This window comes from Fibrobacter sp. UWB12 (genome assembly GCF_900142485.1).
In the GTDB taxonomy this organism is placed as follows: domain Bacteria; phylum Fibrobacterota; class Fibrobacteria; order Fibrobacterales; family Fibrobacteraceae; genus Fibrobacter.
This window is the reverse complement of record NZ_FRAZ01000006.1, coordinates 125,992-147,046: the sequence shown is the minus strand read 5'-3', so window position 1 is coordinate 147,046 and position 21,055 is coordinate 125,992. Positions and strand designations below refer to the sequence as shown.

16 protein-coding genes are annotated in these 21,055 nt (G+C 45.5%); 15 read left to right on the top strand and 1 reads right to left on the bottom strand.

What is annotated here, in order from left to right; genetic code table 11:
* Positions 1-292: 292 nt before the first annotated feature.
* From BUA34_RS10585 to BUA34_RS10515, 15 genes are all read left to right on the top strand, one after another.
* The gene (locus BUA34_RS10585; protein WP_072829368.1) at positions 293-1,126 is read left to right on the top strand and encodes a TIGR02147 family protein; all 834 of its coding nucleotides are present in this window, start codon (positions 293-295) and stop codon (positions 1,124-1,126) included.
* Positions 1,127-1,135: 9 nt separating this feature from the next.
* The gene (locus tag BUA34_RS10580; RefSeq protein WP_072829366.1) at positions 1,136-3,124 is read left to right on the top strand and encodes an FISUMP domain-containing protein; all 1,989 of its coding nucleotides are present in this window, start codon (positions 1,136-1,138) and stop codon (positions 3,122-3,124) included.
* Positions 3,125-3,458: 334 nt separating this feature from the next.
* Positions 3,459-4,292 (top strand): TIGR02147 family protein, encoded by an 834-nt coding sequence (locus BUA34_RS10575; RefSeq protein ID WP_072829364.1) that lies wholly within the window; start codon positions 3,459-3,461, stop codon positions 4,290-4,292.
* An 8-nt stretch (positions 4,293-4,300) separates the two neighbouring features.
* Positions 4,301-5,992: an FISUMP domain-containing protein gene (locus BUA34_RS10570; RefSeq protein ID WP_072829362.1), complete on the top strand. Its 1,692-nt coding sequence runs from the start codon at positions 4,301-4,303 to the stop codon at positions 5,990-5,992.
* A gap of 18 nt (positions 5,993-6,010) precedes the next feature.
* Positions 6,011-7,678 carry an FISUMP domain-containing protein gene (locus BUA34_RS10565; protein ID WP_072829360.1) on the top strand — a complete coding sequence of 556 codons (1,668 nt, stop codon included), beginning with the start codon at positions 6,011-6,013 and terminating at the stop codon, positions 7,676-7,678.
* A 503-nt stretch (positions 7,679-8,181) separates the two neighbouring features.
* Positions 8,182-9,012, top strand: coding sequence for a TIGR02147 family protein (locus BUA34_RS10560; protein ID WP_072829358.1), 831 nt, complete (start codon positions 8,182-8,184; stop codon positions 9,010-9,012).
* A 9-nt stretch (positions 9,013-9,021) separates the two neighbouring features.
* A complete protein-coding gene (locus tag BUA34_RS10555; protein ID WP_072829356.1) occupies positions 9,022-10,770 on the top strand; it encodes an FISUMP domain-containing protein in 1,749 nt (582 codons plus the stop codon).
* A 246-nt stretch (positions 10,771-11,016) separates the two neighbouring features.
* The gene (locus BUA34_RS10550; RefSeq protein ID WP_072829354.1) at positions 11,017-11,772 is read left to right on the top strand and encodes a phosphoglycerol geranylgeranyltransferase; all 756 of its coding nucleotides are present in this window, start codon (positions 11,017-11,019) and stop codon (positions 11,770-11,772) included.
* A 255-nt stretch (positions 11,773-12,027) separates the two neighbouring features.
* Positions 12,028-12,555: an FISUMP domain-containing protein gene (locus BUA34_RS10545; RefSeq protein WP_072829352.1), complete on the top strand. Its 528-nt coding sequence runs from the start codon at positions 12,028-12,030 to the stop codon at positions 12,553-12,555.
* A gap of 216 nt (positions 12,556-12,771) precedes the next feature.
* Complete coding sequence (locus BUA34_RS10540) at positions 12,772-13,095, top strand: hypothetical protein (RefSeq protein WP_072829350.1); 324 nt, start codon at positions 12,772-12,774, stop codon at positions 13,093-13,095.
* Between the two features lie 20 nt (positions 13,096-13,115).
* On the top strand, positions 13,116-14,027 hold the full coding sequence (locus BUA34_RS10535) for an ABC transporter ATP-binding protein (RefSeq protein ID WP_072829347.1): 912 nt from the start codon (positions 13,116-13,118) through the stop codon (positions 14,025-14,027).
* The gene (locus BUA34_RS10530) at positions 14,014-14,817 is read left to right on the top strand and encodes an ABC transporter permease (RefSeq protein ID WP_072829345.1); all 804 of its coding nucleotides are present in this window, start codon (positions 14,014-14,016) and stop codon (positions 14,815-14,817) included. Before BUA34_RS10535 ends, BUA34_RS10530 begins: the two co-directional genes overlap by 14 nt.
* Complete coding sequence (locus BUA34_RS10525) at positions 14,814-16,436, top strand: type IV pilus twitching motility protein PilT (RefSeq protein ID WP_139255927.1); 1,623 nt, start codon at positions 14,814-14,816, stop codon at positions 16,434-16,436. Before BUA34_RS10530 ends, BUA34_RS10525 begins: the two co-directional genes overlap by 4 nt.
* 14 nt (positions 16,437-16,450) lie before the next feature.
* Positions 16,451-17,458 carry an ATPase, T2SS/T4P/T4SS family gene (locus BUA34_RS10520; protein WP_072829341.1) on the top strand — a complete coding sequence of 336 codons (1,008 nt, stop codon included), beginning with the start codon at positions 16,451-16,453 and terminating at the stop codon, positions 17,456-17,458.
* Positions 17,430-19,694 (top strand): patatin-like phospholipase family protein, encoded by a 2,265-nt coding sequence (locus tag BUA34_RS10515; RefSeq protein ID WP_072829339.1) that lies wholly within the window; start codon positions 17,430-17,432, stop codon positions 19,692-19,694. The genes BUA34_RS10520 and BUA34_RS10515 overlap by 29 nt, the downstream gene beginning before the upstream one ends.
* A gap of 274 nt (positions 19,695-19,968) precedes the next feature.
* Here the strand turns inward: BUA34_RS10515 and mltG are convergent, their stop codons facing one another.
* On the bottom strand, positions 19,969-20,982 hold the full coding sequence (gene mltG / locus BUA34_RS10510) for an endolytic transglycosylase MltG (protein ID WP_254794431.1): 1,014 nt from the start codon (positions 20,980-20,982) through the stop codon (positions 19,969-19,971).
* Positions 20,983-21,055 lie beyond the last annotated feature (73 nt).

Genomic DNA, 21,055 nt, shown 5'->3' with positions numbered 1-21,055 from the left:
TCAGTTTTTGTGTAAGGAGGAAAGGGAAGACGGGGTTCGCCCCGCCTTCTTTTTCGTCATCTTTACAATTGCTTATTGATTTCTGTTGTCTTTTTATTGTTTCTGTATATTGTGAAAATTGATTAAAATTTTTGAATTTTTGACATAAATTGTGAAATTTTAATAAAAATTGCATTTTCTTATTGTGAAAACTATTGCATTTTTGAAATTTTAATCGTATATTTGTTTTTGAAAATGATTCCGCTTTTTGCTTTAGGCGAATTTATGGGGTCATTGTGTTAGGAGGAACAGAATGAAAGACGTGCTAGAGTATACTAGCTACCGCCAATATATCGCGGATTACTATGCCGAAAAGAAGGCAAAATCTGCGTTTACCTGGCAGGAATTTGCCAAAAGTGCGGGCTTCTCTTCGCCCGTTTACTTGAAGTATGTAAGTGACGGGCGCTTTAATCTGAGTGAAAATGCAGTTGCTCGTGTTGCTTCTGCAATGTCTCTCGCTGATTACGAACAGGAATATTTCCGAGAATTGGTCAATTTTGATCACGCCAAGACAGACGAAGAAAAAAAGATTTTCTTCAACAAGATGCTTGCGATTGCAGATTCGCATAAAGTGAAAATCATAGAGGCCGATTCGTATCGCTTTTTCGAAGACTGGAAAAATCCGGTGCTCCGTGAACTTGCTCCCTCTATGCCCGGTGCAAAGCCGTTGGCGCTCGCTCATGCGTGCCGCCCAAAGATTACCGCCGCCGAAGTCAGCGATTCATTGAATTTTTTGCTCAAGGCTAATTTGTTACAAAAGAACGAAGACGGAAATTACGTACAGACTGAAAAATCTGTGACAACAGGCCCGTTGACGGCGACCCCGGTGGCGGTTCGAACATTGCATCATCAAATGGGCGAGCTTGCGCTAGAGGCAATTGAAGGCGTTGCGCAGTCGGAACGTCATTTTTCGGGCCTTACGCTTGGCATCACGCGTGATGCTTATGATGAAATTGTTCAGGAAATTGCTGAGTGCCGCAAACGCATTATTGCTATTGCACGACGGAGCGATGTTACCGAAGAAGTGTACCGCTTGAATATGCAATTTTTTCCGTTAACAAAAAAGAGTGTTGGAAAAAAGGATTAGGAGGACAACATGTTTAATTCAAAAGTTTATACGCCATTTATTTGCAAATGGATTATGCTGTTTGCTTTAATGCTTGCAGCTTGCTCGTCGGATGACGGAACTGTACGTCCGCTGGCATCTGATGGTGGGACCGAAGAAGAAACTGCCTATGTCTTGTCTGGACGAATTGGCGATGATGTCCCGAAAATGTTGCGAGAGAAGAAGGCTGATTCGATTTCGGGTGAGGCTTTGATTGCTCAGCCGGGCGCGATTGTTGTCGTTTTCGAATTGGATTCTGTAACGCTTGCTAAGACGGGTCGTAGTTTTACTAGTCCAATAAAAAGCGAAGAAGGTCTTTTTGCGTTCGAAGAGATTGCTTTGCAAAGTCCTTATGTGCTAATTGAAAACCAAAGATCATTTAATTCCTCAACTTGCCTTATGTGTAAAAATCGAGTGGATTGGGATTCCGTATTTACGGATGGAAGTAATGTTGTATACATGGAAGTGGTCAGAGCTATTGTGGATTTGCGGAAAATCAAAAAAATTAGTGTGAATACATTGACAAGTATGAAAGTTCCGTTGTGGCAAAAATATGTTGCCGAAGGGATGAATGTCGCGGCCGCAAGTGATAAGGCTGAAAGCGAAGTTCTTGAAAACTTTGGTGTTTACGAGAACTTGGGCGCTTTTGAAGAAGCTGCCGATGAAAATTCGGATTTGCCCTTTTTGGAAGAAATAGCAGGTGATTCGAGGCCTTATTCTGCATTTAAGATTTTCTTGGATCTTAATAAATTTTATGATAAGCTGTTGTTTAATTCACCCGAATTAATCTCTGGGAGAGGAAACACGGTTGAACGACTTTATATGAATACCATAAAGATGGGCTATTATCGAGTGGGCTACTTTGCAAAAGAAAAGGGCTATGGACGTTGTACGGAATCGCGCGAAAATGAAGTTCAGTATTTAGATGATTATGATGGCACTCCTGTTTCGATTGTATGCCGTTCTGGAAAATGGACTATAGGTTTTAAAAAGATGGATTATACGAAAGGAACGATGACAGACCCGCGCGATGGCAAAATTTATAATACGGTTACGTATGATATTGGAGGTGTTTCGCAAACGTGGATGGCCGAGAATTTGAATTTTTCGGATACATCATTGACTGCGGATAGTGCGTTGAAAGTTAATTTGCCGGGACATTCGCTATGCAAGGCTTATGATCCGGAGTGTAAATTGTATGGCCGTTATTATTCGTGGATTGGCGCGATGAATATCGGTGAAAATGATTTTAGGATATATTCTGTTGAAGCAAATGGCGATACGTTGTTCTTGGAACAGCAATGTTATGATGCCAAAGTGAAAGAGTGCCCGGATGAAGATTATGATTGCATGAATTTGCAGAACCAAATTAAAGATCATTGTGATACCTTGTATACTTGGTCTCGCGAGATTCCTGGCGATTATGAAGCAGAGAAAAAATGCATAGATGAAAAATATCTAGAGTGCGACAAGAATGATTATGAATGCCTAGCAAAAGTGAAAACGACTTGTGATTCTTTGTATGGCGATAAAATGCTACCGTCGCTTGATTGGTCGTATGGTTATGTTGAATATATGTCGGATAAAAACAAGGATGACTATCAAGGTGTATGCCCTGATGGATGGCGGATCCCCACGGCGGATGATTGGAGAAAATTGTTGCATATTATGGGTGATGCGTATGGTGTTGAACCTCTTGAATCGGGGGTAGTCCTTTATGATGATTATGCAACTGGTTTTGGAATGGAAAAAGTTGTCACCGATATGTATATAAATGAAGAGCTCGGTTGGATTTCTATAGACAATTCCTGGTGGGTTCGATTCCTTGTCGCTGATGCTGCGGTATATAGTATCGGGTTCTTTAGGGAAAATGAGGGCTTGCCATTAAACAAGCTGGGGTATTCTGATGGCCACGAACCGACGTTCTTTACGCCTGGAGATAACTATTATTCGGCTTTTGTACGCTGTATAAAGAAATAAAATTCTTAGAACGAAAAACCATTGTTTATTAGGAGGATAATATGGAAATGATGGGGAGTACGTCAGACGAAAATGTCATAAATCCCTCGTGTGAGGGTTAGGAGGAAGGGAAGACGGGCTGCGGCCCGCCTTTTTTTTTATTTGGTATAATACTTTGTTTGTATTATCTAAATATGCTAAAATTTTGATATCTATTAAAAATTGCTTAAATTTTACTAAAAACGCTAAAAATTTATGATAAAACTATTGACTTTTTGAAATTTATGATTTATATTTGGTTTTGTAAACGGCACGGACTTACAAGTCGAGATGCTGTTTGTGTTAGGAGGAAACCATGAAAGATATACTAGAATACACTAGTTATCGTCAGTATATTGCGGATTACTACGCCGACAAAAAGGCCAAATCCGCGTTCACTTGGCAGGAGTTCACGCGGGCTGCGGGATTCTCTTCGCCGGTTCATTTGAAGTATGCGAGCGAAGGCAAGCTCAACTTGAGCGATGCGGCCGCACTGCGCGTGGCACAGGCCATGCATCTTGCCGGCTACGAACAAGATTACTTTTGCGAAATGGTCAAGTTTGACAACGCAAAAACGGATGCCGAGAAAAAAGCCGCTTTTAGCAAAATGCTTTCGATTGCAGATGCTGTCAAGGCAAAAATCATCGAAGGTGATTCATTCCGCTATTTCGAAAGCTGGAAAAATCCGGTGCTCCGTGAACTAGCACCGTCAATGCCTGGTGCAAAGCCGCTTGCGCTTGCGCGTGCCTGCCGCCCAGAAGTTTCTGCTGCCGAAGTGACCGAAGCGTTGAATTTCCTTGTCAAGGCGGATTTGCTCAAAAAAGATAAAGACGGTAATTATAAGCAGACCGAAAGAGGCGTGACGACGGGCCCTATGGAGGTGACTCCTATTGCTGTTCGTGAAATGCATCGACAGATGGGTGAGTTTGCTTTGGATGCCATTGAAGGCGTTGCTCAAGATGAACGCCATTTCTCGGGGCTTACGCTTGGTATCACGCGCAATGCTTACGAAAAAATTGTTCAGGAAATCGCTGAATTTCGCAAGAGGATTATTACGATTGCGACGCAAGATGACGGTATGGATGAAGTCTACCGTTTGAATGTGCAGTTTTTCCCAATGACAAATAAAAGTATTAATAAAAAAGGTTAGGAGGAATCATGAATTACTCTAAATTTGGCGGGCAGATTGCCTGCAAAATGGCGATGCTGCTTGCCTTTATATTTGCAGCGTGTTCCGAGGATGTTGGTAATTCCCCGCTTGCGCATGAAGGCGGCTACACGGAAGAACAGGCGTCTCTTGAAAATATTAAAGTAGTGGCGCAAGCAAGGCTGTTTGAAACAAAAATTGATGAAAATGACACTACTAAGGTCAAATTTGTTAGTTCAGTTCCTGTGGGCTCTGTTGTAAGAATGTCAGAACTGGATTCTGTCAATTTTAGCGCAACGGGTTTGGTTTACTATAGCCAATCTAAAGATACTTCGGGCGTGTTCAGTTTTGACAGTGTCTCGCTGAAGAGTCCTTATGTTATGCTTGAATTGTCTCCTTACGAATGCGGGGAATGGTATGACTTGACGGGTCAAGAGCGTAAATGGGTAGACGGCTGTGTCGTTAATGGAACTACTCATTATATGGTGTATAGTTTGATAGTTGATTTGCGAAAGGTTAAGAATGTCGGTATCAATGTGGCGACGACTATAGAGACTAAACGACTGCTGGGCTTGATTGGCCAAGGAATGAGTTTTGAGGATGCTAAACGACAATCCGAAAGTGAAATACTCAGTGCTTTGGGAATCTATGGTGTTCCTTATCGTTTTGATAAGGCTGAGTCTCAAGAAAATCAAGATGAAATCTTATTCGCGAGTTACGTGGTCGGCTTTACACCTAAAACTGAGGCTGGTTTGGCAAATGCGTTTGCTAAAGTTGGCTCTTTTAAAGCAATACCTAATGTGAAGAACGACTTTGTTGAAGGAATTGTTAGCTGGTTTGATGCCGAATGGATTGGCGACGATGTGAAGGTTCGTCTGCATGACCTTATGCATAACTTCATGGCGAGCTTGTGGGAATTGGATCCGTGTTCTGCTGGAAATGAGGGCTATAGCACTGCGTTCACCTATGATGTACACAGAGATATTGATTTTGTTTGTAAAAATGGAGCTTGGTCCTATTTAGTCCATTATGTGGTTCCTGATAGTGTCGGTGCTATTTTGGGCGAAATGACGGATTCCCGTGATGGATCGAAATATAAGACTGTTACATATAATGTTGACGGCGGTGCGCAAACATGGCTTGCAGAAAATTTGAAGTATAAATCTGCAGATGGTATTTATTTCTGGAATGATGCAATGGCTTTGCCGGATTCCATTGCGTTGATTCCTTATGAGGATTGTATTGAAGAAGATTCTTATACGAATTGCGATCGCCTGCAGGCGGAAAAAAGCAATCTTGATTACGAGAGACTTTGGGCTATAACGGATTCCGTCAAGGCGACTGGGAAAAACTATCAAGGTATATGTCCTGATGGATGGCATCTTCCAGATGCAAATGAATGGAAAAAGTTGCGTGCTTATGTGGAAGGAAAAGTAAATGTTCGCATGTTGGATTATAGAATGGATATGATGGCGATTGCCGGATTTGGAGAATCTGATAAAAAAAATGGAGCTAAGTATGCTGTAAAAATCGATAGCACGTTTAAAGCTTTAAATAATACTGATCTTGTGAATTCTACGGTAATCTCGATTTATAGCATTGGATCTAAATGGGCATATATAAGTCGAAAAGCGAAATTTAATGCTACGCAATCAGAATATCTAGGTAAAAATGAAGTTTCTGTTCGTTGTGTTAAGGATTAAATAAAGGAGGAATGTTTTATGAATATTAAAAAGTGGCTCATGGCGTTTTTGACGCCGCTTGCGTTAATCGCTTGTTCTGAAGTCGATAGCTTGGTGCCGAATGCTCCTTCGGGCGAGCCGTATGGTTTGTCATCGAGTAGCGATGAAGCTCCTGCTTCAAGTTCGAGTGTTGTGTTTGACGGCTCGAATGTAGTTTATAGGGGAATGAACGTTTATATTGCTCCATATGGGTCTGTTCAGATATATGAACTTGATTCTGTAACTTTTGATACCACGAGAAGAGTTCCTTATAGTTGGAATTTTAGTAGTAAACCTTTGTATTTGGTAACTCCTGATATCGATAGCATTGTTATTGATAGTTTGTCTTTGAAAAGTCCTTATGTTATGCTTTCGATGGATTATTCCAATCGACGCTATAATATTGTTGATGTTCGGGAGACGAATGCCTTTGCCGTTGACAAGAAGACGTACTTTGAAAGTATTCGAGCTCGTTATCTGATGAAATCTGGAATGAGTTTTGCTGAAGCCAAAAAACAGGCAAGCAAGGAAGTTCTTGAGTCGTTTGGTTTTTATGCTAATTTGTTTGATAAACCCGAAGCTGAAAATGTGCAAGATCCTAACTATAGAATCTACATGGCGTTTATCGAAGATTTTATGAAATATACGACAGAGGATACGGTTGTTGCAAAAATTGAAAAGTGCGGCAATCTTACTTGCAGTACGGAATTTTTGAAGACGCGATTCTTGACGGAATCGCTGAATATGCTGAATGACCTTAGTTGGAACATGACTCGTGCGGAGAATGATGACGATCTAGATCAGTATGCCATGTTGGACATTGAAAAATCTCGTCGGAATCTTCTCTTCTTGAAATCCTTCGTAGCTCATTTGCTTGATGCGGGCTTGTGCACTGCGGAAAATGAGGGAAAAGCTTTTGAAATTCTCGACAAAAACATTATGTTGACATGTCGTTCAGAGGGATGGGAATTTTCGTATAAAGAAATGAAACATTCCATGGGAACGATGACGGATGAACGTGATGGAAAAACGTATAAGACCGTGACCTATGATATAAATGGAAAAACGCAGACTTGGCTCGCAGAACGCTTGGACTATAACGCTTCTGAATTGCAGGTGCCTTGCGAACATCGAGCGAGCTGTTGTGGCATGTACGATGTCGGTGGCGCTTTTAGCTTGGACGCTTCGATAATTGAAACAAGAGAAATGTGCTTTCAGCGCCATTTGAAAGATTGCCCGGAGTGTGAAGAGTCTGATTTCTGGAATGAGTGTGAAGAAGGCCTTGAACGGAGTCTTGATACATTGAAGTATCGTCAACATATGGATTCTGTTATGGTTGAAAAGGGCGTGTATCAAGGCGTTTGCCCCAATGGCTGGCATATTCCCGCGCGTGGAGAAATGGATTCTTTGCTGGATTATATGGTGGAATGGTATAATCCGACTGTTCCGAAGAAGCACGAAAATATTGACAGAAAAGGGTTGGTCGGGGATTATTTGCATCGTACTTTCTTGGGGAATCCGACTGGATTTGGGCTGACTTCGGACGAGTATGATTTTTACGTGGTTGATGAATACAATAGGGCATGCTCTGCGGTAGATAGATACAGTTGCTATGGAGATGAATTTCCGAGTATGGCTGAATCGTATGTCCGCTGCATCAAAGACTAAATCGTTTAAACACGCATAAAAATATTTGTTAGGAGGAAAGGGAAGACGGGGTTCGCCCCGCCTTCTTTTTTTTGTAATGTCACCCCGGCCTGTGTGCCGGGGTCACCATCTCGTCGTTTATTGAAATCATTATTTCTGACATACGTCATTCTGACGCCGAAGGCGGAAGAGCAACCTCGAAAGGTGAGAGTCGCATCCATACTTATGCATGGATATGACCGAGCCGGAGAGGTTGGGGCTTGCCCCAGTCCATTATTTCAAACATACGTCATTCTGACACCATAGGCGGAAGAATCCATTATTTCTAGGTGTTGTTGTTTATTTTATTTATATCCTTAAATTGTTTAATTTTTTATTGATTTTTGTAAAAATGCTTAAATTTCTCTAAAAACGCTAATTATTTATCATAATAACTATTGACTTTTTAAATTTTAGAGATTATATTTCAATTTGGAAACGGCACGGATCTTCGGATCAAGATGTTGTTTTGTAGGGAGGAAACGATGAAGGATGTACTAGAGTACACTAACTATCACCAGTACATCGCGGATTACTACGCCGAGAAAAAGGCGAAATCTGCGTTTACTTGGCAAACTTTTACGCAAGCGGCCGGGTTCTCGTCGCCTGTATTCCTGAAATATGTGAGTGAAGGGCGCTCTAACTTGAGCGAAGAAACGGCAGGTCAAGTCGCTTTTGCGATGGGACTTTCTGGTTACGAACAGGAATATTTTGCCGAAATGGTCAAGTTCGACCATGCCAAAACGGACGAAGAAAAAAAGTTTGCTTTCAATAGAATGCTTGCCATTGCCGATGTGCATAAAGTCAGGATTATCGAAGGTGATTCATTCCGCTATTTCGAAAGCTGGAAAAATCCGGTGCTCCGTGAACTCGCTCCTGCGATGCCCGGTGCAAAGCCGCTTGCTCTTGCTCGTGCTTGTCGTCCTAAAATCACCGCTGCCGAAGTCAGTGAATCGCTTAGTTTTTTAATCAAGGCAAATTTGCTCCAAAAGGACAAAGACGGAAATTACGTACAGACTGAAAAATCTGTGACGACCGGCCCCATGGATGTGACTCCTGTGGCCGTTCGTGGAATGCACCGCCAAATGGGAGAATTTGCGCTTGAAGCAATCGAAGGTGTACCGCAAAAAGAACGCCATTTCTCGGGCCTTACGCTTGGCATTACTCAAAGTGCATACGATGAAATCGTTCAGGAAATTGCGGAATTCCGTAAAAGAATTATTGCGATTGCAACGAGAAATGATGCTGCCGACGAAGTTTATCGCTTGAACGTGCAGTTTTTCCCGATGACAAAAAAGAGTGTTGATAAGGATTAGGAGGATATCATGAATTACTCAAAAAACTGCGGACAACTTGTCTGTAAAAAGACAAACTTGCGATTGTTCCTGATTGCGGGCTTGAGTGTAATCTTGAACTTTGCTATCGCTACGTTCTTCGCTGTGGTGGTTGTAGGCTGCTCTATGGGCGGTTCCACCGAAGAAACGAGCTATTTAGGAGGCTCTTCTGAGGAACCCGCTGTTGAGGCTTTGCTTCCGAATATAAACGTGATGGGTGGTGCAAAAATGCTAGCTCGTAATGTTGAAAGTACTGAAGTCGTTGATAGTTCTGCCATGAACACGTGGAGTGTAGCCGCGAAAGAAGGTACGATTATAAGAATGGCTGAATTGGATTCGGTGACTTTGGATACGACAGGCGTGTTTTATTTTGCCAAGTGCAACGGTTATGACGGCGAATTCCGTTTTGACAGCGTTTCGCTGAACAGCCCGTATGTCATGCTTGAAATCGCGCCTTACGTTGAAGATGGTTCTTGGACGTGGGACGGAACATGGTCTTTTGATGCCTATGATGAAATTTGGGGAGAGTATCCGATAACGTATAGCATAATCGTTGATGTGCGGGATTCTGGTGGCGTTGATATCAACATCATGACTTATTTGGAGGCCGCTCGCTTGCGTTATCTTGTCCGTCAAGGAATGGACTTCGCGGCTGCAAAACAACAGGCTGATCGTGAAATTCTCAGTGCTTTTGGCTTGCCTGATGGTGATTTTCATTTCGATAAAAGCGGGAATATCGTATATTCTAAATATGAGACTGCGATGCTTTATATGAATGCGTTTACGTCTTATTGGAGACGGACGAATTCACCGATTATTCTTGCTGATGTGTTTGGGTCGTCAGGGACGTTTACGTCGGTAGATTCGATAAGGGACTTTTTCGCTGATAATGCGTATTCGTTCCGAGTCCGTATGAAATCCGGCCCAGGGAATCCCGCATTCTTGGATGGTTTCTTGGCAACCCTTTATGAACTTGGGGCGTGTACAGCGGAATCGGAAGGGCGTACTGTAGAACTTCCGTGCGAGTCAAAGCTGTTTAAGGATATTACGTGTGTTTCGGGCGCGTGGACTATTTTGGATAAGAATACCCCGGAAGAAATTGAAGAGGCTTTCTCTGTTACGAAAGGGACGATGACGGATGCTCGCGATGGAAAAGTCTATAATACGGTGACGTACAGTTTCGAGGGTTCAACTTATACCTGGCTTGCTGAAAACCTGAGGTATAGCGATTCGCTTATTCAGCCTGTTTTGGGAATTGATTCGGCTTTCTTTGTTAAAAATCAGGGCCGCGATGGTCAATTTGAAGAATACATCAATTCGCGTGATTCCTCGTATTGGGAAACTTATGCGGGATACGCTGTTTCTGACGTCATTGGTGGCGATTCGATTGTAATGGATAATGGGCATTTCCAGGGTATTTGCCCAGATGGGTGGCATATCCCGACTCGTAAGGAATGGTCTCGAGTATTTTACTTTGCCGAAAAAGAAAGTGGTGAATGTTATTCTCAGGATTGCAGGGAACAATTTGAGGTTTATGAGGGCTTTGGATGGTACGCCTCACGGTATTTGCACCAGATTGGGTTTGGCGATATTACGGTGGAGTATATGACATTTTTAGATCAGGAATACAAAGGTGCGTGGTCGGTATGGGTACTTACAATGGATAACTGGAAGCCGATTGATTACAATGTGTCTGATGATCCGGATGTGCGTATAAGTATCCGATGTGCCAAAAACTAATGGGCTGGAGGCAATTATGACTGGCGTTACAACAGAAGATTCAAATAACCTTGCTATGTGAGGAGGAAAAGAGGGGAGGCGGGCTTCGGTCTGCCTCCTTTTTTTGAATAGTCTCCCCGGATTTATTCCGGGGTCGGCGTACGCACTCGCTTTTGTATCGTCATTCCCGGCTTGACCGGGAATCTCCTTGAGGAAATATTGTATCTTTACTCTGTATTGTGCTTTGCGCGCAAAAAAGGATTTATTATGAAACCTGGGAAAACCGAACTCCGTTTGAACGCAGAAATTGAAAAGCGTGGTGCCTTGTTTGCCGTGCTGTTGGATCCGGATACATCGGACGAAGCCGCCTTTGTCAAGGCTGGTTCTATGGCTGCTGAAAACGGTGCGGACCTCTTGTTGGTGGGTGGTTCGTATTTGGGTAACTTTACGCTCCCCAAACAAGTGGCAGCCCTCAAGGCAAATGTCAACTTGCCGGTGATTCTTTTCCCGGGTGGAGCATCCCAGGTTGTTCCTGGTTTTGATGCCATGCTTTTCATGACTCTTGTGAGCGGTCGTAATCCGAACTATCTTATCGACGAACAGGTTCGTGGTGGTGCGCTTGTGCGTGCGCTCAACATGGAAGCTATTCCGACAGCGTACCAGCTCATCAACAGCGGCAAACGCACGACAGTCGAATACATCAGCGGTACGATGCCCGTGCCTGCAAACAAGCCCAAGCTCAGCATGGTGAACTCCATTGCTGCAGAATTGATGGGCATGCGTTACGTTTATCTCGAAGCTGGTAGCGGCGCCGAGGAACCCGTGCCGGTCGAACACATTGCCTATACCCGCAAGGCCACCGAAATGACCATCATCACCGGTGGTGGCATCAAGGACCCGCAGACTGCGGCCGTTCGCGTTGCTGCCGGCGCGCAGATTATCGTGACCGGAACCCTTTGGGAAAAGGTCAATGATCCTGCCTTGCTTAAGGAATTCGCTGCCGCAATCCACGTGAAAGGCTAAAAAGCGTCGCTTGTGAGCAATGAGTGCCTCGTATTAACGAGGCATGGTTGCGAGAGTGAGGCGAAATTTTAATTGCGCCGAACGGTCTGTAAGTGCGTTGCTTTTTTATAGAATATCCCTAATTTATAATTTTAAATTATGAATCCAATTGAAAGAAAGTATTAGTCAAAACGGCTAATTCCATCTACATTTGTGCCCGAAAAAAAGAGCTCTTGAAAAATTCATCTTAAAAACAATCTTAAGGAGATTGAATATATGAAGTTCAAGTTCATTGAAATGGCGGCCCTCATTATCGCTACGGCAGTATTGTTTGTCGCTTGCGAAAAAGTGGAAAACTGCCACTATGATGAAGCTGCCAAGACGCTCAAGTGCCAAGGTCAAACATACGCAACTGTCGAAACAGGTGGACGTGTTTGGATGGCCGAAAATGCAAATCTCGTGAATTTCGATTCTAGCTATTGCTATGGCAATAACCTCGACAATTGCAAAAAGTATGGACGCCTTTACGATTGGAAATCTGCAAACGATGCTTGCCCCACAGGTTGGGAACTCCCGAAACAGGCTGACTTTGAAAGTGCTGACCTGAAGGTGCTCAACATCGGTAAGGATGGCTTCCGCTATTACGACGGAAAATTTGCTGACGAAAATGTGAGCGCTAGTTTCTGGACTGCCGATGCATTCGACGATTCCCGCGCTGTGATGGTACGTGTACAGGATAAAGTAACGTACGAACATTACAACAAGAGTATTGCCGCCTCTGTCCGCTGCGTCAAGATTAAATAAAACTACACACACCTGTCACCCTGAGCGGCTCTGCCCCTATCACGCCGTTCAGGGTGACTTCTTTTTTTGAAGGAATGGCAGAAAACTGCCAAAATTTCCCTTTTTTCGCGAAAATCGCGTGATATTCGAGCTTGGGCTCGTCTTTTTTATTTATAAATAGATATATTCAAAATGTGAGTGCCGTGCGTGTTGCGCGGCATCGTTTCGAGGTTTACGATGCAAAAACTTGTGATTGTTACTTATGTACTCAGGGGACTTGGCTTTATTTTGGTCCTGCTTTCGCTTTTTGGCCATGAAATCATTTTGAATCTATTCCCCGGTCTCGAGGGTATGTCCATTAATCCGATTTTCTATTCGGGCATCGTAGTGTACTTGATTGGAGCTGTCATATACTTCTTCATCAATAAAAAAGAAAAGGCCGATCGCCGTCGCCGTGAAATCGAGGAATCCTACAAGGCTGCAGGCCTCAGCGGTTCTGACGATGAATCCGACGATGAAACTCGCGATAATGATAGCGACGATAATTCTAACGAAAAGTGATTGCGTGTATGAGTGATTTAATGATTGAAATTGAGCACCTGCACAAGACGTATCGCAGTGGCTTTACTATGAAGCCGAAGCTTGCGCTTAAGGATGTGAGCTTCAATGTTGAAACAGGCAAGGTGTATGGATTTATTGGGCCTAACGGTGCTGGCAAGTCCACGACGATTAAGGTTTTGACGGGACTTTTGAATTTTGATTCGGGCAAGGTGCTTGTAAACGGTATCTCTCCGCGTGACACCAAGAGCCGTCAGTATATCGGTTATTCTCCGGAGCAACCTTACTTTTACGATTACCTTACAGGTCGCGAACTTTTGCGCTTTTACGGCAAACTTGTGGGGCTTAAGGGGGCGGAACTCGAATCCCGCATTGGCTGGGCTCTTGAACTTTTGCATGCGAACAAGGATTGGATCGATCGCAGATTGCGTTCGTATTCCAAGGGCATGATGCAGCGTGTGGGCATTGCTCAGGCTATTCTTGGCAAGCCCCGATTGCTCATTCTCGATGAACCGATGAGTGGCCTAGACCCGATGGGACGCCGCGATGTGCGCGAGGCTATCCAGCAACTCAATCGTGATGGTGTTACGATTTTTTACTCGAGCCATCTGCTTAGCGATGTGGAATCGATTAGCCACCGTGTGGCGATGATTGTCGATGGACACATTGTCCGCGAAGGTACTGTTGACGAGATTACGGAATCTTGCGGTGTAGAATACCATGTGCGCGTCCGTGAGGCTATTCTTGCTGCTGATTTGCCACGAGGAGTCTCTGCAACGGGCCATCCGCAGGAATACATTTGCGCTGATGATGTGGCGCGTGACCGTTTGCTCGGCTTCTGCCTCTCGAACGGTATTGCCGTAGAAAAAATGGACCATAAGCGTCCGAGTCTTGAAGATATTTTGACGGAGGAAATTGCCCGTGCAGACGCTTAAGCATATTGGCATTATTGCCCTCAATACGTTCCGCGAATCTATTCGCGACAAGATTCTTTATAATATCGGCTTTTTGGCGATTGCGCTTACGCTTTTTAGCATTGTGCTTGGTGAATGGTCGGTGTTTGATCGTGCTTATGTCATTAAGTCCACGACGCTTTCGGTGATGAGCCTTTCGGGACTTTTGATTTCCATCTTTGTAGGCATAAGCCTTGTGCAAAAGGAAATCCAGCGCCGGACCGTACTTACGCTCCTCTCAAAGCCTATCAGCCGTGCCGCATTTATTGTGGGCAAGTATTTTGGGCTTTTGGCTGTCGTTGCCGTCCACCTGCTTTTGCTGACAGGTATTTACTATTGCATCTTGTGGGTAACGAGTTCTAGTCCGACGATTAGCCTCTTGACTGCTATTTACTTGATTTTCTGCGAAATGGCGGTTGTGATTGCGGTGGCGCTTTTGTTCAGCAGCTTTAGCAGCACGGTGCTTTCGGCGCTCTTTACGTTGGGCGTTTACTTTGCAGGGCACTTGAGCGATCAGCTTTTGGAACAAGTCCGTTTTGCAAGCCGCATGGGTGAACTTCAAAGCACCTCCTCGGCAATTCTTGAAAAGGCTGCGGTTGTAATCCATGCCGTATTCCCTGGACTTTATCGATTTAACGTAACCAACTATGTTGTACATGGCGTAGCGCTTCCGGACATGTATTTGTTCTGGAATTCCGTTTATGCACTTGGTTATATTGGCGTGTTCCTCTCGATTGCGAGCTGGTGGTTCAGCCGGAGGGATTTCTTATGAGAAATCAATATATGGCAAAAGTTCTCGTTCACAACAAGGTTGTGTCCGAGGATCAAGTCAAGGCCCACTGGGGTGAAATAACCGACTCGATGGATATTGGTCAGGTTCTTGTTCGTGCAGGAATCTTGAAACAGTCTATGTACGAGAAGGTTCTTGCTTTTGTGCAAAACCTCGAGGCAAAAAATGCAAAGCCTGCAACTCCGGCGCATGCTTCGGCTCCGGTTAGTGCTCCTGCTGCAAAACCGGCTAGCGCTCCGGCAACTCCCGCGCCGCAAGCAGCCCCTGCTCCGGCGGTAAAATCAGCAGTCCCTGCGCCTCAACCTGCAGAAGAGCCCGCTATCAAAATTGAAGGCAACAGTAGCCTTTATGGTGAAGCGTCTTCTTCGACAGTCGTCATTGAAAAAGTCGAAGGGCTTGAATCGACGAGCATGGCGAATGTGCAAGTCCCAGTGGAAAGCGAAGCTCCGGCCGAGGAAAGCGCATCTGAAGAACTCCCGTCGCAGTTCGCCGTTGCAACTGGCGAAGGTAACGCCGTCGAGGCTCCAGATGTCTTGCACCCGATTACACCGCTTGCAAAAGTGATTGCTTATGCCCGCAAGTACAATGTGACTGATGTTTATTTGTACGCAGGCCGCCAAATCACGATGCGTCAATCAGGGTTGCTTTTTATCGCCTCTGAAAAAGTGCTTGAAAAATCGCATTTGATGGACCGCCTTTCCGAAGCTGCGGAAGGCTTTTCGGACGGCTATAAAATTGTAGTCGGTCGCAATGTCAGCAAGACTTTTGCACTCCCGGGTGTAGGTCGTGCTCGCATTTCTGTCACATGGAACGATGTGACTCCGAGTATTTCGATTCGCATAATTCCGATGGAATCGATAGCTCTTGAAAATCTTTACCTGCCCGAATTCTGCATGCAGTTTGCAACGCTTAATAGCGGCCTTGTGCTGATTGCGGGCCCGTCTGCAAGTGGCCGCTCCACAACGATGACTGCGTTTGCCGAATGCATTGCCGCAAACAGGCAAGTGTTTATACAAACGGTCGAAAAACCGGTAGAACGTTTGCTTTTGAATCCGAATGGCTCCATTGCTCAACGTGAGGTGGGCTTGCATGTGCGCTCCGGTGCCGCTGGCATCGAACTCGCCATCCGCACCGGTGCCGACGTGATTCTCTTTGACCATCTCGAAACGATGGAAGAACTTTCTTTGCTCATGCAGGCTTCGAACGCCGGCGCACTTGTCTTTGCTGTGACAAGCGGTAACAATATTCATGCGCTGCTTTCTAGACTTCTCATGTCCGTGCCGAGTGAAAACCGCAATGCGTTTGCATGTACGCTTGCCGACCAGCTCAAGGGCGTTGTCGTTCAGCATTTGATTCCTGTGGTGAATAACCAGGGGCTTGTACTTGCATCCGAAGCAATGAAGGTAACATCGACAATTGCGGGAATGATCCGCAAGGGTGATGTGTCGCAAATTGTTTCTGCAATTAGCGGTCGAAAGGATCAGGGCATTACGTTGGACGAATCCTTGCAGATGTGCGTGGATTCTGGTTATATCGATGGCGTTGAAGCGTGGAAACGTGCAAACGATAGCCGTCGTTTCGCGTCTTATCGTAAGGTTTAATAGCGGGGTTCGTCATGGCGTCAGAAATTGAATCTCTTTTGGAATATGCCCTGAATGTCGGGGCGAGTGACTTGATTGTAACTGAAGGGGCTCCTTCGGCGATCCGCTTTGCGGGGCGTGTATGCGCTATTCCCGAATCTACTGCGCTTCCGTTTGGCTCTTTGCTTGAATTTTTAGGAGCGCTTGATGGTGAATCGGGTACGTTTGTTGGCGGTCCGTGGCAGAATACCAAATGGCGTGTAAAGTATTTTCGCGAAGCTTTGGGTAACGCTGCGATTTTCCGCCCGTTGATGGCGGAATGTCCGGAATTTACAAGCCTCGGTGCGCCCGCTGCTCTCGATAGCTTGCTTGGACTCAGTTCCGGCTTGGTTGTTTTTGCTGGCCCAGCTTGCTCTGGAAAAACGGTTACGGCGACATCGTACGTTTCTGCCATGTGCGAGTCCGGTATTTTGCGTTTTTGCGATTTGGACGAAGGCCATGAACTTTCGGTGAAAATTGGCGAGAGCCTGAAACTTGTAAATACGGTAGGCTCTACTTCTGAAAAGTTGGAGCAGGGACTTCGTAGCGGAACGGACCTTTTCTGGCTTGGCGATTTCGACAGTTCTGCGTTAATCTCCATTTTGCGTGCTGCTGAGGCGGGAGCCTTGGTTGTTATGAATGTAACTGCAGGTAATGCGGTCGGTGTTGTCGATACGTTGCTCTCGGCAGTTCCTTCGGAAAATCGTGACCTGGTCCGCACGATGCTTGCCGCTGCACTCAAGGCTGTTGTTGTCCAGAGATTGTTGCCTCCCGCACAAGAAGGTGCCGTGGTTCCGCCAGCTTGGGAAATTCTTTTTAATACGCAAAATGTATCATCCCTCATACGCAGTGGAGACCATTTCAAGTTGCCTTCCATCATGGAGGCTTCCGCTTCGGAAGGCATGCTGTTGATGGATGATTGCCTTGCTGAATATGTCCGCTCTGGCTTAGTGACTCCCGAAGAGGCAGGTAGGTATGTTTCCAATCCCGCTAGGTTGGCTTAAGAAAGCGCTTCTTTTGTCGGTGGCTACTGTTGCCTCCGTTTATGTGACGCCGGTACAGGCGGCACATTCCGCTGATGAAACGCTCTTGAGCGCTATGCAATTAGTACCCGATTCGCTGCAGGCAAAGAAGACAAAGTCTGTGCTTTACCTTGGTGGTGGCGAACGCTCTCCTTGGTTCCATTTGGGTGCTTTGTACGCATTGGAAGAATACAAGATTCCTGTTGATTCTATTGTGGCAACTTCGTGGGGCGCCTGGATGGGTGCTTTGTGGTCGCTTGGTGTGTCGATTGACGATATCCAGCGCTTGATGATGGATCCGTATGTCATCGAACAATTGGGCGTGAATTCAATACATGCAAAGACAGAACACGACGCCTTTAAGCTCCCGATTTCTGTGGATGGGCTTCCGTCGCTTCGTGAACGTTTTTCGTTTTATGCAGATACGGCGGGGAATGTTTACCGCAGCATGCATGCGCTTGTTCCAGATACGGCGTCTATTGAACGCTCTCTTTCGCGCCTCCGGTTTGAAGAAATCCTTTTCCGCCAGCGTGGAACTTATCGTATCCCCTTTACGCTCTTGACTTGCGATAGCGTTATTGAGAATCCTTTATATGCCGATATTGTGAATTCGCTTCCGCTAGCGGGTAATGAAAAGTCGGGAGAACTTTGTCCGTACCAGACCGTGCCTTTGGCAAAAAATCCCCAAGAGGCTTCGTTAATCGTTATCTCGGACCCCATCCGTTACGAACTCGAGGGAAATGCTGAATTGCGTACGCTCAAAAAAGATGTTTTGACGAAATTGGGCGATGTGCAAGGTGTTTTTATAAGGGCTCATTCTATTCGCGATACATCCCGCAAATCCATGATTCAAGCGGGTTTTTCGGCAGTGGAACATGCCTTGCGCGAAATTATTCCGATTGTTGATGGTCGTAGGGAATATTCCGACAAGCAAAAATCCGAAGCTTGGTTTGAATTCAATCCAGTGTTTGACAGTCTTTCTTCGGAACACCATTCGGCTGTGCTTTCGTACTGGAATCTCAAAGATACTGGGTTTGTAGCTCCTGCAAATTTTGCTTATTCGATTGCATCTAAGGCTCCGTACGATACGATTTCGTTCAATATGCAATCCGATGGCAGTTTGTTGATTGATGTAGGCGTGCATCCGACGGTAGACGTTGCTGTAGGCGGTTTTGGCTCGAATGTGATTGGCGCAAATGCATACGGCGAATTGACGCTTAATTATGTGAACCAAATGGAAATTTCCTTGACATTGGCCGGTTTTTACGGAACCTCTTCCTATGGATTCCGTCCGCATCTTGATATTTCCAATCTGATAAATCGTCATTGGAAGTTTACTTTTGGCTACGACTTGATGAAGCTTCGCTTTTTAAAAGCGTTCGAAAACGATAATGTCCCCGGTGTAAACCGCTTTAAATACGAAACGAGGAATGACCTTTATTTGTCGGCAAAGTATGCAATCGACAAAATGCAATCTGTCGAGGTCAAGTTCTTGTTTGGTAGCCGTGAATTTGAATTATCTCCCAAGGCTGTGCCAGAAATTGACTTTTTTGATGATGAAATTGTAAATACAAGCAGTAATTACGAGACAAGTCCGGTGACACAAAGTGTCCATTATTCCTTGTTGAACGGTGAGGATGACCCGTGGTTTGCATCTAAGGGATATGCTGCAAATGCGTCTATTGGCTTGAATTTAATTGGGTATGGATTCCACCAGAGAAGTCCGATTTACGGGATTTATTCTTTTGACGGAAGGTTCTCTTATGCGCCGACGAAATACACGTCAGTGACGGTTGGTGCCGCGATGGGCTTTGATGCTTATCGTGATGGACATTTCAAGTTCCCCAAGAACTTTGACAATACTGCTATGGAAGATAGGTATCGCCTGCATGTTGCTGCAACGCCATGGTCAGGAGACTGGCTCGACCCAGAGCTCTCATCGCATGGGTATGCGATGCTTCGCGTGAACGGAGGCGTTCACCGCCAAGGATTTGGCGCCTGGCTCTCGTTTGCGTATATCCACGATTTTGAGGATAAGGCAACGGCAATGCTCAATTCAAATAAATTTGTAATAGAGCCCGCTCTTCGCTATGCATACCGTTCGTTTACGGTTTATGCCGGGCTCAATCGTGTTGTGGATACAGAGACTTTTGCCGATATCAAGCGTATAAAAAATTACCGATACTTTATCCGTATCGGCGATTACAATCTGTTTTAATGTACTGCGTCATCCTGAGCGCAGCGAAGACAACTCAAAAGGCGAGTATGCCCCAAGGCGAAAATGCCTTAAGGCGAGAGATGCAAGATAGCTTGCTATCTTATATCCGAGCCGATAGCATGATGCGAAGCATCTATGCCGCAGTTGTGCTTGCACAAATATGGCTGAGCCGTTTAGCAAGACGCGAAGCGTCAATGTCGCGACCATGCTTGCATGGGCATGACCGAGCCAAGGAGTTGGGGCTTGCCCCATCCAGTCAATTCTTGAGGCTAAGCTACTTCTTTTCGCCGCGATTCTTTGCGGCGACATCTTTATACTTGTTGTGGTCGGCGAGGTTCGTGCTAAAGAAATGCGTGTGCGAACCGTCGTCCTTTGCGACAAAGTATAGTGCTTCGGTCTTGGCGGGGAACAGCGTTGCTTCGATGGCCTTGCGACCCGGATTTGAAATCGGGCCGGGCATGAGCCCCGGGAACTTGCGGGTGTTGTACGGGTTATCGCTATTCAGCTGACTCTTGTAGATCGGGCCTGTCAAGTTCTTGAAAATGAACCTCACTGTCGGGTCTGCCCCAAGCGGCATACCGATGCGGAGACGGTTGTGGAATACTCCGGCAATGAGCGGGCGTTCTTCCGGGATGCCCGTTTCTTCTTCGACCACGCTTGCGAGTGTCAACACGCGGTGCCAGTTGCCAAGCGTTTCCCACATGGAACCTTTACGCTGCTTCATCTCATCGCGGACCTTGAGGTTCGCTGCGACCATCTGCTTGAGTATGGACTCTTCGTCGGAGTTGATGGCGAACGGGTAGGTGTCCGGCAACAGGTAGCCTTCGAGCGATTTACCTTCGATGCCGAGCGAGCGGGCAAACTTCGGGTCTTGGACGAGGTTGTTCCAGCGGTTCGTGTCTAGGCTCGGGAAACTCTTTTGGAGGTAGGCCGGGATTTCCCACGAGGCTCGACCTTCGGGGATGGTCACCTTGCGGACAGCGCTTTTGCCACTTTGGAACAATGCGCCGAGTTCATCGAGTGTCTGTTGGGCGGGAACTTCGTACCAGCCGGCTTTGAGGGACGGTTTGTTCATTTTGCACCACAAAGTGAAGGCAAGTTCGTCGTCCCAGACGTTCTTTTCTTGTAAAATTTGTAAAACTTTTGTGGGGGAACTGCCCTTTGGAATCTCCAAAATGACGGTATTTTCGTTGAGTGAAACGGCGCTCAACCGTTGATTTACGTGGAAATACGCAAAAACAGCGATTAGAACGAGGATAATGGCGGTAATTGAAAAAATCTTCTTCATTGCGTAAAAATTTAAAAGAAAATGCAACGGATTGGCAAAATAAAAAGTATATTCGTATAGCATTGTTGAATAT